Source organism: Pseudomonas sp. FSL R10-1350 (genome assembly GCF_009600525.1).
In the GTDB taxonomy this organism is placed as follows: domain Bacteria; phylum Pseudomonadota; class Gammaproteobacteria; order Pseudomonadales; family Pseudomonadaceae; genus Aquipseudomonas; species Aquipseudomonas helleri.
The window spans coordinates 121,310-135,536 of the sequence record NZ_WIVR01000006.1 but is presented as its reverse complement, the minus strand read 5'-3'; the positions used below and the strand labels follow the sequence as shown (position 1 = coordinate 135,536).

Sequence of the window (14,227 nt, the reverse complement as noted above, 5' to 3'; positions counted from 1 at the left end):
TCATCGTCCTTTGAGGCACAGAGAAACGATGGTCAGCGCCTTGAGTTCATCAGGAGCCTGGGGGTGTAGACCTTGAGCGATCTCCGATAAGGTGCTGAACGAGCCGGGGTAGATCATCACGCTGTGCCCCTGCTGCTGCAGGCAGGCAAAAATGGCAAATTCTTCAAGAAAGTACGCTGTCGAAAAACCGACCTTGCGTGCCCATTCGGCAGGGGTCGAGGCTTCCAGCCTTTTACGCAAGTAGTGCTCAGCAAAACATTTGACGGACTGACTGAACGCGGCGTCGGCTCGATAGAGGTGCGTGAGTTGAGCATGCAAGTGCTGATAACTTGCCAGGGCCTGAACCCCTTGGCAGGTGATAAAGCGAAATTGTGTGAGCGCGCGAAAATGCTCAAATACGGGCTGGCTTTCACCGACAAAACGCTTACCCAATTGCAGGGCTGTGGTCAGCGCTATAGAGGGATGCATGTCATGTACAGACTGGAGGGTCAGGCGGTGAATGCTGTCTCCCACCAGCACAGTGCACTGGGTAAAACGCCGCGAAATCCATTGCACAATGCTCGCCAGTTTTTCGGGATGGAAATGACTGTTTTCGAGGCTGATGCCTAAAAAACAATGCTCGGATAGCTCAAAATTATGTCGATGCTCCCCCGGTGATACTGATGCTATTTTTGCTTTGTATTTCAAATTAATAGAAGTGCTGTTCGGAACACTACAGGCGCCGGAAATATTATTTAAATCGTGCGACATACTGACTCCTTGCTCAAGTATCGATGGTTAGTGTTCGAACTTGTTGGTGAGTTATAGCCGAATTGAATAAATAGACATGACGCAGTAGCAGTTTCTAGAAATTGAAATCTATAAATGTTGTTTGAATGATTTATTTATAATTGCAGGTGCGGTAATTCGCAACGTCTTACTATGTAGGACACTGCCAATTATTTTGTATGAATTAACCTACAAGTATGTGAAGGGTTGTTATCAAGCCTCATTTGCAGGCCTGCGCTGGGTTAACTGTAGGAGCGAGCTTGTCTCGCGATCTTTTAAAGATCAAAAGATCGCGAGACAAGCTCGCTCCTACAGGAGGTTTGCGTTAGTTCAGTGCGTAATTCAGCACGATGCCCACGAAGATAGCCAATCCGGCCCAGTGGTTGTGCAGGAACGCCTGGAAGCAGCGCTGGGGTTCGCGGTTGCGGGTGTACCAGAATTCCCACAGGTAGCAGCCCGCAGCCACCAGCAGGCCGAGGTGGAACCAGCCGCCGAGGTCGAATTGCACGCCGGCCAGCAGCAGGCAGCCCAACGACAGGCCTTGCAGGCCGAGGATGATAACGCGGTCGGCGTCGCCAAACAGGATGGCGGTGGATTTAACGCCGATTTTCAGGTCGTCGTCGCGGTCGGTCATGGCGTAGTAGGTGTCGTAGGCTACGGTCCACAGCAGGTTGGCGATGTATAGCAACCACGCCGCCGCTGGCAGGCTGTCGGTCTGGGCGGTGAAGGCCATGGGCATGCCCCACGAGAACGCCGCGCCCAGTACCACTTGCGGGTAGTAGGTGTAGCGCTTCATGAACGGGTAGCTCGCCGCCAGGGCCAGGCCGCCGAATGACAGCCACACGGTGGTGGCGTTGGTGCATAACACCAGCAGGAAGCTGATACCCATGAGCAGCGCAAAAAACACCAAGGCTTCTTTGCTGCTGATTTTTCCGCTGACCAGCGGCCGTTGTTCGGTACGTTTGACGTGGCCATCGACCTTGCGGTCGGCAAAGTCGTTGATCACGCAACCGCCTGCGCGGGTCAGGATCACGCCGAACACAAAAATCAGCAGAATACCCAGCGAAGGCACGCCCTTGGCGGCAATCCACAAGGCCCACAGGGTCGGCCACAGCAGCAGGTAAATGCCGATGGGCTTGTCCATGCGGGTCAGTTGGATAAAGTCCCAGGCGCGCGGGTTCAAGCGATTAAGTGATTTGAGCAGGCTCACGTACATCAGTTGTTCTCCGGTCGGGCACTCAGGGCGGCCCACAGGTCAGGTAAAAAAACTTCGGCCACCAGCACGCTCAACGGGCCCCGCGAAAAACGCGAGCGGCGTGCCCATAGGCCGTCTGCCTGATCAGCCACGGGCAAGCCGCCGCGCGGGTATTGGCATACTTGCATCGGTCCGCGCTCAAAGGCGTTATCGCTGAACAGCAAGCCGCCCAGTGAGCGCGCCCCCAGCGCTTCCATGTCGAAGCCGCCTATTTGCAGGACGCTTTTCGCGGCGACGCTGCGGGCGAATACCCACGGTTGCTGATGGCCGCGTAAATACACTTCGCGCACCCAGCCATGGCTGTTTTCAGGCAAACCGAGGGCCGTGCATTCGTCGGCACGCAGTGTCTGCCAGCCTTCGAAAAGCGGCAGCACGCTGAAGGAACCGTCTGAAAGTGCGGTAAGACGTTGAGTCAGGGAGCCTTGGTCGAACAACCAGTCGAGGATCTGTTCGTCAGGCGGTGCAGGAAGTTCGCTTTGCTCAAGCCAGGCAGGCGAGACCAGCGTAGAAGTTATGTGCGGCACAGTGGGTCATAATTGGCAGCCATTGAGGCGGGCGAGCTTATCACGCTGGTCCTTGCTTGAGCGCCAGAGTGCCATCAGGCAGCCGTCGGGCTTGCATCTGTCGGTGTTGATCAGTACAAACGGCCTGAATTTTGCGAGTAACACAACCGATTGATAAGAGTCTGTGCCCTCGCCCACGCCTGAGCGAAAGGAAATACCCCCATGAAAAAGTGGCAATGCATTGTTTGTGGACTGATTTACAACGAAGCCGATGGCTGGCCGGATGACGGTATTGCGCCCGGTACGCTGTGGCAGGACGTCCCTGAAGACTGGCTGTGCCCGGACTGCGGCGTTGGCAAAATGGATTTCGAGATGATCGAAATCGGCTGATCCGCCCTGTTTTTTGAATTGATTGACTCTGGAGATTGGAATGAGCGCACCTGTTGTGATCGTTGGCACTGGGCTGGCTGGCTATAACCTGGCCCGGGAGTTTCGCAAGCTGGACAGCGAAACACCGCTGCTGTTGATCACGTCCGATGACGGGCGTTCCTACTCCAAGCCGATGCTGTCCACCGGCTTTGGCAAAAACAAAGAAGCCGACGGCTTGAGCATGGCCTTGCCCGGCGCCATGGCCGAGCAGCTCAAGGCGCAGGTGCGCACCCACACCCGCGTCAGCGGGATTGATCCGGGCCACAAGCAACTGTGGATCGGTGAAGAAGCCGTGCCTTACCGCGATCTAATTCTGGCCTGGGGCGCGCAATCGGTGCAGGTGCCGGTCGAAGGCGATGCTCAGGATGCGATCTTCTCGATCAATGATCTGGAAGACTACGCCCGCTTTCGTGCAGCGGCCGCGGGCAAGCGCCGTGTGCTGATTCTGGGTGTCGGTTTGATCGGTTGCGAGTTCGCCAACGACTTGATCGCGGGGGGCTATGAGGTCGACCTGGTGGCGCCGTGCGAGCAAGTGATGCCGACGCTGCTGCACCCTGCGGCTGCGGCCGCCGTGCAATCGGGCCTGGAAAGCCTGGGCGCACGCTTTCATCTCGGGCCGGTGCTCACGCGTTTGCAGCGCACCGAAGATGGCCTTGAGGCGCACTTGTCGGACGCCAGCGTGGTCGCCTGTGATGTGGTGGTGTCAGCCATTGGTTTGCGCCCACGCACCGATCTGGCGGCCGCTGCCGGCCTGCGGATCAACCGCGGTATCGAAGTGGACCGCCATCTTAAAACCTCCCACGCCAACATCTACGCGCTGGGCGACTGCGCGCAGGTCGACGGTTTGAGCCTGCTCTACGTGATGCCGCTGATGAGTTGCGCACGGGCGCTGGCGCAGACCCTGGCGGGCAACCCGACAGCGGTCAGCTACGGCGCCATGCCGATTACAGTGAAAACACCGGTGTGCCCGTTGGTTGTGTCACCTGTGCCGCCTGGTTGCGAAGGTGTGTGGACGGTGGAAGGTCAGGGTGCCGACATCAAAGCGCTGTGCCGCGATGCAGACGGCAAGCTGCTCGGTTATGCCCTTACCGGCGAGGCGGTTCGCGAGAAACTGGCGCTGAACAAAGAGTTGCCTGCGCTGTTGGCGTAAACACTCTACCTTTTGTCGTAAATGTCATTGCCTTGCCTCAACAAAGCGCCTGCTGAGGGTGGCGCGTGACTTGGTCGCGTGCCATTCTCACACCGGTCTGCCGCAGAGTAGAGCCTGCGGCGCCTTGGATGCTGCTCCTTAGAAGAGCAGCACGGACATAACAACAAAAAACCGTCAAAGAGGCTTCATCATGCGTAAACCAGAACTCGCCGCCGCTATCGCTGAAAAGGCTGACCTCACCAAAGAGCAAGCCAGCCGCGTACTCAATGCAGTGCTCGAAGAAATCACCAACGCCCTGCACCGCAAAGACAGCGTCACGCTGGTCGGTTTCGGTACGTTTATCCAGCGCCATCGCGGTGCACGGACCGGGCAGAACCCGCAGACCGGTCAGCCAGTGACCATCAAAGCCAGCAACACCGTAGCCTTCAAGCCTGGCAAATTCCTTAAAGACAGCGTCAACCCTTAAGCGGGGCTGGTTTTAGAGGAGCGGGCAAGCTGGCTTGCCCGTTCTTGAGAGTAAATTGGCCGATCATGCGGCCATAAGTGGCAAAAACCCGTCTATCAGCGCCTATTTCTTTGGATATGTGGCGTTCTTCGCTCAAATCGTTAAACTGCGCCGGCTCTTTATTTATTCCCCGAGGCCGCGTACATGAAATTTCGTTTTCTGCTCTGGATGCTGGGCTTTCTGATGGGCAAAGCCAGCCGTAAAAACCCTGCTTTTCAACAGCAATTGGTTGATAAAGACATGGTGTTCCAGCTGCAAACCCTCGATGGCAAAGTCGCCCGTCACTTCAAAGTCAAAAACCAGCGTATTACCAGCCACTCGGGCTTATACCCGGACCCGGTGTTTGCCATCGCCTTTAAAGATGCCGCTTACGGCTTTGCCACAATGCAAGCCAAGAACAAGCAACTGGCGTTTATGACCGGGATCCAGGACAAGTCGATTCAGATCAAGGGTAATCCGGCGCAGGTCATCTGGTTTCAGGGCCTGACCAAGTACCTCAAGCCGCGTAAAAAGCCGAAGGCTTGATCCCCAACCCGTAGGAGCGAGCTTGCCTCGCGATCTTTTGATCTGGCTTTTGACCTAAGAGCCCCCTCTCCCGAAGGAGAGGGAACCGATTGGGGGATGCTGAAGATACGCGGTGGCCTGTTTGCTGCGCGACAGCGCGGCGTCAAAGACGAGGCGGCAACGCGGTTTAGCCGAAGAACCAGTAGCACACCGCAATCGCTGCCACCACGCCTGAGAACTCTGCCAGCAAGGCGCAGCTCACGGCGTGGCGGGCGCGCTGGATGCCGACCGCACCGAAGTACACCGCCAGCACATAGAAGGTGGTTTCCGTGCTGCCCTGCACGGTCGCGGCCACCAGGGCCGGGAAGCTGTCGACGCCTTTGGTTTGCATGGTTTCAATCAGCAACGCCCGCGCCGCGCTGCCTGAAAACGGTTTGACCATCGCCGTGGGCAGCGCATCGACAAAGCGCGTGTCCCAGCCCAGCCATTCGACCAGATGGCGAATGCCGTCCAGGCCAAAGTCCAGTGCGCCCGAAGCGCGCAATACGCCCACTGCGCAGAGCATCGCCACCAGGTACGGCAGCAGGTTCTTGGCTACGTCGAAACCTTCTTTGGCGCCTTCGACAAACGCCTCGTAAACCTTGACCTTGCGCAGCGCACCGATCACCAGAAACAGCATGATCAGCCCGAATAGCGTCAAATTGCCCAGGATCGAGGACAAGCTCGCCAGCGCCGCCGCTGACAGGCTCGCCAGCAGCGCCATAAAGCCCGCCAGAATCAGTGCGCCGGGTATCAGGTACGCCAGCACCACCGGGTCCCACAGGCGCAGGCGCTGCACGATGGCCACCGAGAAGAGGCCCACCAGGGTCGAGGCGCTGGTGGCCAGCAGGATCGGCAGGAACACCAGCGTGGGGTCTGGCGCGCCTTGCTGGGCACGGTACATAAAGATCGTGACGGGCAGCAGGGTCAGCGACGAGGCGTTGAGCACCAAGAAGAGGATTTGCGCATTACTGGCGCTGGTCGGGCTCGGGTTTAGCTCTTGAAGTGCGCGCATGGCCTTGAGGCCGATCGGCGTGGCGGCATTGTCCAGGCCCAGGCCGTTGGCAGCGAAGTTCAGGGTGATAAAGCCCAGGGCCGGGTGGCCGGGCGGAACTTCTGGCATCAGGCGCTTGAACAGCGGCCCTAGCGCCCTGCCCAGCCAGTCGACGATGCCGGCCTTTTCGGCAATCCGCAGAAACCCCAGCCACAGCGTCAGCGTGCCAAACAGCAGCACCATCACCTCAACCGACAGCTTGGCCATGGAAAAGATGCTTTCAACGATGGCCGCGAAGATCCCGGCATTTCCCCCGACCAGCCATTGGGCAAACGCCGACACCGTGGCGACAAGGAAAAAGCTGAGCCATAGGCCGTTAAGCATCGGGAAACTCCTAATAAGTGCGGCAGATGATACCGGCCAGACCTCAGAAACGACAAACGCCGGGAGGTTGGCAAAATGGCGTTCAACGCAGAACTCGCAAAACCTGTAGTCGCTGACAAGGAACGAAGGCTGCGATGCGGGCCGCAGGACCGCCGTTTGGGGTCACTGCGCAACCCATCGCAGCCTTCGTTCCTCGGCAGCGGCTACAGGAGAGGAAAAGTCGTGACGCCTAAAACAACAAACCCCGGACAAGTCCGGGGTTTGGGGAGTGAAGCGCCAGGCGAAGGTGATTAACCTTTGGCGGCTTCCTTGCTGCGCCAGTGCGGCAGCGAGTTCCAGTAGCGCTCGCCTTTGGCGGCGTCGTACATGCCTTCCCAGCGCGAGATGACCAGTACGGCCAAGGCGTTACCGATGACGTTCAGGGCGGTACGCGCCATGTCCATCACACGGTCTACACCGGCGATGAAGGCCAGGCCTTCCAGCGGGATGCCCACGCTGCCCAAGGTGGCCAGCAGTACCACGAAGGACACGCCCGGTACGCCGGCGATGCCTTTGGAGGTGACCATCAGGGTCAGCACCAGCAGCAGTTGCTGGCTGATCGACAGGTCGATGCCGTACAGCTGGGCAATAAAGATGGCCGCGATGCTTTGGTACAGGGTCGAACCGTCAAGGTTGAACGAGTAGCCGGTCGGTACCACGAAGCTGCAAATCGCTTTCGGGCAACCGTAGGCTTCCATCTTCTCGATCACGCGTGGCAACACGGTTTCGGAGCTGGCGGTGGAGTAAGCCAGGACCAGCTCATCCTTGAAGATGCGCATCAGCTTGATCACCGAGAAGCCGAACAGCTTGGCGATCAGGCCCAGTACCGCGAAGGCGAAGAAGAGGATGGCCGCGTACACCAGCACCACCAGCTTGGCCAATGGCACCAGCGAGGCGAAGCCGAAGTTGGCGACGGTCACGGCGATCAGCGCAAACACACCGATTGGCGCGTAGTTCATGATCATGTGAGTGACTTTGAACATCGACTCGGACACGCCCTGGAAGGTTTTCACCAGCGGGTCGCGCAGCTCGGCGTTCAGGCTCGACAAGCCAAGACCGAATAGTACCGAGAAGAAGATGATCGGCAGCATCTCACCGCGAGCCATGGCTGCGAAGATGTTGGACGGTATCAGGTTGAGGATGGTCTCGATGAACGCGTGTTCATGCTGCACCTCTGCGGCAGTGGCCTGATATTTGGAAATATCTACCGTGCCCAGCGTGCTCATGTCGATCCCGGCGCCCGGGTGGAACACGTTGGCCAGCACCAGGCCGACCAGGATCGCGATGGTGGTGACCACTTCGAAGTAAATAATTGTTTTTAGACCGATGCGACCGAGTTTCTTCGCATCCCCCACGCCTGCAATCCCGACAACCAGTGAAGAAATCACGATTGGGATTACGATCATCTTGATCAGACGGATAAAGATATCGCCTGCAGGTTGCAGGACGTTACTGATCCACCAGGCCTTTTCAGCACTGAAATGGTTGAGCAGTGCGCCGATTGCAATCCCGAGGACCAGACCGATTAGGATCTGCCAGGCGAGGCTAAGTTTTGCCTTCTTCATGTCATTACCCTTACTTCAAGTGGACTCGGGTACAGGCTCGGACTAGAGCGCTCAAGAGCGCAAAAAGGACCAAGCTGTACCCCCGTAGAAGGTCGCCCAAATCGAGCCGGACTGGCTCTTTGGCAGGCGAAAAAAGGCGCAACTATTCCCATGCACGGCGTTACCGTCTAATGCCGTAAACGCCTACCCTATGCCGAATCGGCATGGGTTTTGTCCGACAAGACCTCAAAAATCAGGAGGGTTGCACTGACAGAATAGATGACATAACCGCCGTAAACCGGCTGTTTCAAGGCCTTTTTGGCATTAAAGAAGGCTCACAGACAGCGCTAACATTTCGGAAATATCCCACAACACAAATCGAAAAATGAGAAGCCATCAATTTGCCAATAGTCGATATACGGTCGACGTTTCAAAGGGTAGTTCAAGCCACATCTTTTTCAGAAAAAATGAACTGGGATAAGCAATTACCGACGAAAGGCAGTGTCAGGCAGACGCAAAAAAACCAAGGCAAAACCTTGGCTTTTGGCAGTCGAAAACAGCGTTGTTACCCTGCCCGGCATTCAATACCAGTTAGGGTCTTTCTTTAATTGCTCTTTAAGCAGCGCCTGGATCTCAGGATCAGGCTTGCCCAAGTATCGGAAATCGGCATGACGTGCAGGCGATTTGTCAGTAGGCAACCCCGCAGGCACTTCAACCAGCAGCGCGTAGGCATGCTTTTTGTCGAAGCTCACCGCGACTATCAGCCGTTGGGTGGAGCACGATTGCTCGTTTTCGCACAAAGGGCCGACTAAATACGGGTCACCGTCTTGCGTCACCGCGTTCATTTGCTCAGCACTGCCAGAGAGGTTCATGACCCACTCAGGCAAGCGCTCCTCTTTTTTAACCACTTTTTGCCAGGCCTGACGGTAGTCCGGGTCGCTCAACAGTTGGTTGGCGCGGGACTGGCCGTCATTGGCGGCAAGGGTCATGGCACTGCTGCCCATCAACAGGGCAGCCGCCATTGCCTTAAGGGATCGACCGTACATCGTCAGCCTCGACCACGACGACCAAAGATGAAGGACACAACGAACATCACCAGGAATACGACAAAGAGGATCTTGGCGATACCGGTAGCCGTGCCCGCGATGCCACCGAAGCCCAATACTGCTGCGATGATGGCGATAATCAGGAAGGTAATTGCCCAGCTCAACATGGTGAATCTCCTTATTTCTGTTCGAAAGGGTGATGCCGTTTTGCAACTCAAGGCCCGGTCAGGGCCTTAAACGTGTGAACACTTAAAACACCCAACGTTCCGGAACGGGTTGGGCGTTGGCGGTTTGCGTGTCTTCAGAAGCTGCCAGGTCATAGCGGCCCATCGGGGTGCTTGAGCCCAATGCGGTAGAGCGAATGGCGCTGAAGTGAGTCTGTTGGGCAGCGATGGAGTGGGCTGGCACCGATTGCGCCGGGGCTGGCTGCTGCCAATGTGCCCATTGCTGGCCGCCGATGAGCGTCATGACCAGCGCCAGGCTGGTGAAAAGGCCCTGCTGCAGGTGCTGTGAAGTCATACCCAGACTGGCGAAACCTTGACGATTCATGCTCAAACTCCTGCCACTCGCTGTTGTTATGAGGGTGTCGTCGCTGCGCTTGTGGGTCAGTGACGGCTATGCGAGAGATATTGCAGGCTGCATGCCAGTTTTTTTGAAAGAAATAATCCTTTATAAATCAGTTAGTTACAGATTTTTGAAGAGAGTCGGCGCGAGCAACCTGCACGATGGCCCCTGATGGCACCGTGCGTTCTGCACGATCAGCGCCAGCGCGCTACAGTGCTGCCCGCTGAATGCGGCTCCAGCAGGCCACCGGAGAATTTATCGGACTCGACAATGCCGCTGTCGTCAGCGCTAAAATCTTTAAAATCAGAGCGTTACAGGAGGTGTCCAGCGCCCTTCCCTGTTAGCCTCTGAATCATTCCTGAAAAATCATGCAACTTGCCCGATTATTCCGACACTAACCAAGATCACTCATAAAGGAACGCCGGATATGGAATCATCCAAAGAGCAACAGGGCCGCATTCTGCTGGTCGATGATGAGTCCGCTATCTTGCGCACGTTCCGCTATTGCCTTGAAGACGAGGGTTACACCGTCGCCACGGCCAATAGCGCGGCCCAAGCCGACGCCCTGCTTCAACGTCAGGTGTTTGACCTGTGTTTTCTGGACCTGCGCCTGGGCGAGGACAACGGCCTGGATGTGCTGGCCCAGATGCGTATTCAAGCGCCGTGGATGCGGGTTGTCATCGTGACCGCGCACTCTGCTGTCGACACCGCCGTGGATGCGATTCAGGCCGGTGCGGCTGACTATCTGGTCAAGCCGTGCAGCCCCGACCAACTGCGCCTGGCCACTGCCAAGCAACTGGAAGTACGCCAACTGTCTGCCCGCCTCGAAGCGCTTGAAGGTGAAGTACGCAAGCCCAAAGACGGGCTCGACTCACACAGCCCGGCCATGATGGCGGTGCTGGAAACGGCCCGGCAGGTCGCCGGCACTGACGCCAACATCCTTATTCTCGGCGAGTCCGGCACGGGTAAAGGCGAGTTGTCGCAAGCGATTCATGGCTGGAGCAAGCGCGCCAAAAAATCCTGCGTGACGATTAACTGCCCGTCGCTGACGGCAGAATTGATGGAAAGCGAGTTGTTCGGCCACACCCGTGGCGCCTTTACCGGGGCCAGCGAGAGCACCTTGGGCCGGGTCAGCCAGGCGGACGGCGGCACGTTGTTCCTGGACGAAATCGGTGACTTCCCGCTGACCTTGCAGCCTAAGCTGCTGCGTTTTATTCAGGACAAAGTCTACGAGCGTGTCGGTGACCCGGTAACGCGCCGCGCCGATGTGCGCATCCTCGCCGCGACCAACCTCAACCTTGAAGACATGGTGCGCGACGGGCGCTTCCGTGAAGACTTGCTCTACCGCCTGAACGTCATCACCTTGCACTTGCCGCCCCTACGCGAGCGCAGTGAGGACATCTTGACGTTGGCAGACCGGTTTCTGGCCCGCTTCGTTAAAGAGTACGCTCGCCCTGCCCGCGGCTTCAGCCCTCAGGCGCGCCAGGCGCTGGCCAATTACCGCTGGCCGGGTAATATCCGCGAACTGCGCAACGTGGTGGAACGGGCCAGTATTATTTGCCCTCAAGAAGTGGTCGAGGTCAGTCACTTGGGCATGGCTGAACAAACCGCTCCCAATACTCCGCGTATTGGCGCAGCATTGAGTCTCGATCAGTTGGAAAAAGCGCACATCGGTGCGGTGCTGGCGACCAGCGACACGTTAGATCAAGCAGCAAAAACCCTGGGCATTGATGCCTCGACGCTCTATCGCAAGCGCAAGCAATACAACCTGTGAGTCAAAACTGATGAAACTTGCGATCAAGCTGCGGACCCGGTTGTTCCTGAGTATTTCGGCACTGATAACGGTGGCGCTGCTGGGTTTGTTGCTGGGCGTGGTCAGCGTGATGCAGATGGCCAAATCCCAAGAGGCGCTGATCCGCAACAACTTCATCACCCTCGATCTGGGCCTCAAGCTGCGTCAGACCCTGGGTGACCAGTTGATCCTGATGTTGCGCAACCACCCTGATCCCAAGGCGCTGGAATCTTCGGCGAACGAGTACCTGGCCCTGCTCGATGAGGGGATGGAGCATGAGCGCGAACACAAGCTGGACAATGGTTTTGCCCAGGCCCGCGAGGACTACGAGCTTTTTCTGGAGGCCTTTAAACAAGCCCATGCCAACGCGCTGGATATCGGCAGTGACCAGGAGCTTTCCGACCGCTTCAACCTGTTGCGCAACGGTCTGATCGAAGAGCACCGCAAGGCGCTCGATCACATCTATACCGCGCAAGCCGCCGCCCGTGATCGCGCTATCATCATTGCCGGCTTGCTGGGGCTGGTCGGGCTGGCAGTGCTGATAATCGGCTTTGTGACCGCGCATGGCATCGCCCGCCGCTTTGGCGCACCCATCGAAGCATTGGCCAAGGCCGCTGACAACATCGGCAAAGGCAACTATGAGGTCGTGCTGCCGCTGTCCTCTGCGGCGGAAATGAACCTGCTAACCCGCCGTTTCGGGACCATGGCCGAGGCGTTGCGCCAGCATCAGGCAACCAATGTCGATGAGTTGCTGGCGGGCCAGCAACGGCTACAGGCGGTGCTCGACAGTATTGATGACGGCCTGCTGATGATCGACCAGCAAGGCCGCTTGGAGCATTTGAATCCGGTGGCCCAGCGCCAATTGGGTTGGGACGAGGGCCGTCTGGGCCAACCTCTGGGCGAGGCATTGGGCCGCCCGGAACTCGACCAGCAACTGTTGACGGTTTTGCGCGGCGGCAGCCTTGAGCGCGCGCCTGAAGACTTGAGCGTCGACATCGAAGGCGAAACCCGCCTGCTGACGTACAGCCTGACGCCGGTCAGCCAGCCCAAAGGGCCGATCCTTGGGGCGGTGATGGTGCTGCACGATGTGACCGAGCAGCGGGCCTTTGAGCGCGTGCGCAGTGAGTTCGTGCTGCGCGCCTCACATGAGCTGCGCACCCCGGTCACGGGCATGCACATGGCGTTTGGCTTGTTTCTGGAGCGCGCCCGCTTTGACCCGCAGTCCCGTGAAACCGATTTGCTGAACACGGTGAACGAAGAGATGCAGCGGCTGATGCAGTTGATCAACGACCTGCTGAATTTCTCGCGTTATCAGAACGGCCTGCAAAAGCTCACGCTGGCCCCGTGCAACCTTGAGCAAATGCTCAATGAGGCCCGTGCACGGTTTGCCGATCGGGCGACGGCCAAGAACATCGAGCTACTGATTGATTTGCAGCCGGAGCTGCCGGTGCTGAATGCCGATCAGGCGCAGCTGGAGCGCGTGCTGGATAACCTGCTGGACAATGCCTTGCGCCATACCGCCAGTGGCGGGCAAATCCGCCTGCAAGCGCGGCGTCACGGGGAGCGGGTCATCATGAGCATTGAAGACAGTGGCGAGGGCATTGCCTACGGCCAGCAAGGCCGTATCTTCGAACCCTTCGTACAAGTGGGCCGGAAAAAGGGCGGCGCGGGCTTGGGCTTGGCGTTGTGCAAAGAGATTGTGCAACTGCACGGCGGGCGCATTGGCGTGTACTCACGGCCGGGGCAAGGCACGCAGTTCTACATGGCGCTGCCGCTGTAAGGGCTTGTAGTCGCTGCCGAGCTCCGCGAGGCTGCGAGTCTGCCAAGACTGCAAAAGGGCGAAGGTTCTGCGGCGTTTTTGAGAAACGGGTTGCTTCGCAACCCTTCGCAGCCTGCGGCAGCGACTACAGGATCTGCGCAGTCCGAATAGCTCTACCGCTGCGTATTCAGCACGTTCAATATCGCCGCGCTTTCTGCATCAGGCGTGCCGTCGAAACGCGAAGGCCTAAAGTGCATCTGGAACGCCGCCAGCACGTGGCGTGTGGCAACGTCCAGTTCGCCGGTTTGCGGCGTCTCATACCCCAACAACGCTAATTGCTGCTGAAACCAGGTGATGCTGGGCATCGCGTTGGCATAGCGGGCCTGCTCGCGGGCCACGGCCTGGGCGTTTGGCCAGATCCCGAAACCGGCCTCGGCCAGGCGCTTCCAGGGGAACATCGGGCCCGGATCGAGCTTGCGCAATGGCGCAATGTCGCTGTGGCCGATGATGTTGTGCGGGTCGATCTTGTAGCGCGTCGAGATGTCTTTGAGCAGCGCGATCACCGACTGGATCTGACCTTCGGTGTAGGGGTACCAGACGCGACCGGTCGGGGTGTCGTGGTAGCCCGGGTTGACGATTTCGATGCCAATCGAGCTTGAGTTGAGCCAGGTGCGGCCTCGCCATTGGCTTTCACCGGCGTGCCAGGAACGCTGGCTCTCATCGACCAGCTTGTAGATGGTCGGGGGCGTGTCGCCGATCAGGTAGTGGCTGCTCACCGGCCCGCTGGTCAGCAACTGCAATGAGCGCTCAAGCGAGGTGGAGGTGTAGTGAAGCACGATGAACTGCACGCGGCTGTCGTGGTTGGCCGAGGGGTGACTGGTGTCCATGCGCGGACCGCTGGCGCAACCGGCCAGCAGAACAAAAGAGATGATCAACGTTAAAAATTTCATGG

At 58.1% G+C, this 14,227-nt stretch carries 15 protein-coding genes; 6 read left to right on the top strand and 9 right to left on the bottom strand.

From position 1 onward, the window contains the following. The 3 genes from GHO25_RS05135 to GHO25_RS05125 all read right to left on the bottom strand — a co-directional run bounded on the left by GHO25_RS05135 (position 1) and on the right by GHO25_RS05125 (position 2,547). Positions 1-750: a tRNA-dependent cyclodipeptide synthase gene (locus GHO25_RS05135; protein ID WP_153390065.1), complete on the bottom strand. Its 750-nt coding sequence runs from the start codon at positions 748-750 to the stop codon at positions 1-3. Positions 751-1,093: 343 nt separating this feature from the next. Then, the gene (gene ubiA, locus GHO25_RS05130) at positions 1,094-1,984 is read right to left on the bottom strand and encodes a 4-hydroxybenzoate octaprenyltransferase (protein ID WP_048372510.1); all 891 of its coding nucleotides are present in this window, start codon (positions 1,982-1,984) and stop codon (positions 1,094-1,096) included. Beyond that, a complete protein-coding gene (locus tag GHO25_RS05125; protein ID WP_178109988.1) occupies positions 1,984-2,547 on the bottom strand; it encodes a chorismate lyase in 564 nt (187 codons plus the stop codon). The genes ubiA and GHO25_RS05125 overlap by 1 nt, the downstream gene beginning before the upstream one ends. Before the next feature lie 201 nt (positions 2,548-2,748). Between GHO25_RS05125 and GHO25_RS05120 the strand changes: the two genes are divergently transcribed. The 4 genes from GHO25_RS05120 (at position 2,749) to GHO25_RS05105 (ending at position 5,135) form a co-directional block, all read left to right on the top strand. Next, a complete protein-coding gene (locus tag GHO25_RS05120; protein WP_002555879.1) occupies positions 2,749-2,916 on the top strand; it encodes a rubredoxin in 168 nt (55 codons plus the stop codon). 40 nt (positions 2,917-2,956) lie between these two features. Then, on the top strand, positions 2,957-4,105 hold the full coding sequence (locus GHO25_RS05115) for an NAD(P)/FAD-dependent oxidoreductase (RefSeq protein ID WP_153327563.1): 1,149 nt from the start codon (positions 2,957-2,959) through the stop codon (positions 4,103-4,105). 190 nt (positions 4,106-4,295) lie between these two features. Next, on the top strand, positions 4,296-4,571 hold the full coding sequence (locus tag GHO25_RS05110) for an HU family DNA-binding protein (protein WP_048372506.1): 276 nt from the start codon (positions 4,296-4,298) through the stop codon (positions 4,569-4,571). Between the two features lie 183 nt (positions 4,572-4,754). Further along, positions 4,755-5,135, top strand: a complete 381-nt coding sequence (locus GHO25_RS05105) for a hypothetical protein (protein ID WP_048372505.1) — start codon at positions 4,755-4,757, stop codon at positions 5,133-5,135. Between the two features lie 166 nt (positions 5,136-5,301). On the opposite strand, the gene GHO25_RS05100 is transcribed toward GHO25_RS05105, so the two are convergent. The 5 genes from GHO25_RS05100 to GHO25_RS05080 all read right to left on the bottom strand — a co-directional run bounded on the left by GHO25_RS05100 (position 5,302) and on the right by GHO25_RS05080 (position 9,709). After that, on the bottom strand, positions 5,302-6,531 hold the full coding sequence (locus GHO25_RS05100; RefSeq protein WP_153327565.1) for a nucleoside recognition domain-containing protein: 1,230 nt from the start codon (positions 6,529-6,531) through the stop codon (positions 5,302-5,304). A gap of 290 nt (positions 6,532-6,821) precedes the next feature. Continuing rightward, a complete protein-coding gene (gene gltP, locus GHO25_RS05095) occupies positions 6,822-8,135 on the bottom strand; it encodes a glutamate/aspartate:proton symporter GltP (protein ID WP_048372502.1) in 1,314 nt (437 codons plus the stop codon). A gap of 560 nt (positions 8,136-8,695) precedes the next feature. Next, positions 8,696-9,160 (bottom strand): inhibitor of vertebrate lysozyme family protein, encoded by a 465-nt coding sequence (locus tag GHO25_RS05090; RefSeq protein WP_048372499.1) that lies wholly within the window; start codon positions 9,158-9,160, stop codon positions 8,696-8,698. A gap of 2 nt (positions 9,161-9,162) precedes the next feature. Then, positions 9,163-9,327 carry a DUF1328 domain-containing protein gene (locus tag GHO25_RS05085; protein WP_019828122.1) on the bottom strand — a complete coding sequence of 55 codons (165 nt, stop codon included), beginning with the start codon at positions 9,325-9,327 and terminating at the stop codon, positions 9,163-9,165. An 82-nt stretch (positions 9,328-9,409) separates the two neighbouring features. Further along, the gene (locus tag GHO25_RS05080) at positions 9,410-9,709 is read right to left on the bottom strand and encodes a hypothetical protein (protein ID WP_153327567.1); all 300 of its coding nucleotides are present in this window, start codon (positions 9,707-9,709) and stop codon (positions 9,410-9,412) included. 442 nt (positions 9,710-10,151) lie between these two features. Between GHO25_RS05080 and algB the strand changes: the two genes are divergently transcribed. Then, positions 10,152-11,498, top strand: a complete 1,347-nt coding sequence (gene algB / locus GHO25_RS05075) for a sigma-54-dependent response regulator transcription factor AlgB (RefSeq protein WP_048372493.1) — start codon at positions 10,152-10,154, stop codon at positions 11,496-11,498. A 10-nt stretch (positions 11,499-11,508) separates the two neighbouring features. Continuing rightward, positions 11,509-13,296: a KinB sensor domain-containing domain gene (locus GHO25_RS05070; protein ID WP_153327569.1), complete on the top strand. Its 1,788-nt coding sequence runs from the start codon at positions 11,509-11,511 to the stop codon at positions 13,294-13,296. Between the two features lie 152 nt (positions 13,297-13,448). On the opposite strand, the gene GHO25_RS05065 is transcribed toward GHO25_RS05070, so the two are convergent. Next, positions 13,449-14,225: an N-acetylmuramoyl-L-alanine amidase gene (locus GHO25_RS05065; RefSeq protein WP_048372488.1), complete on the bottom strand. Its 777-nt coding sequence runs from the start codon at positions 14,223-14,225 to the stop codon at positions 13,449-13,451. Between the last annotated feature and the right edge of the window lie 2 nt (positions 14,226-14,227).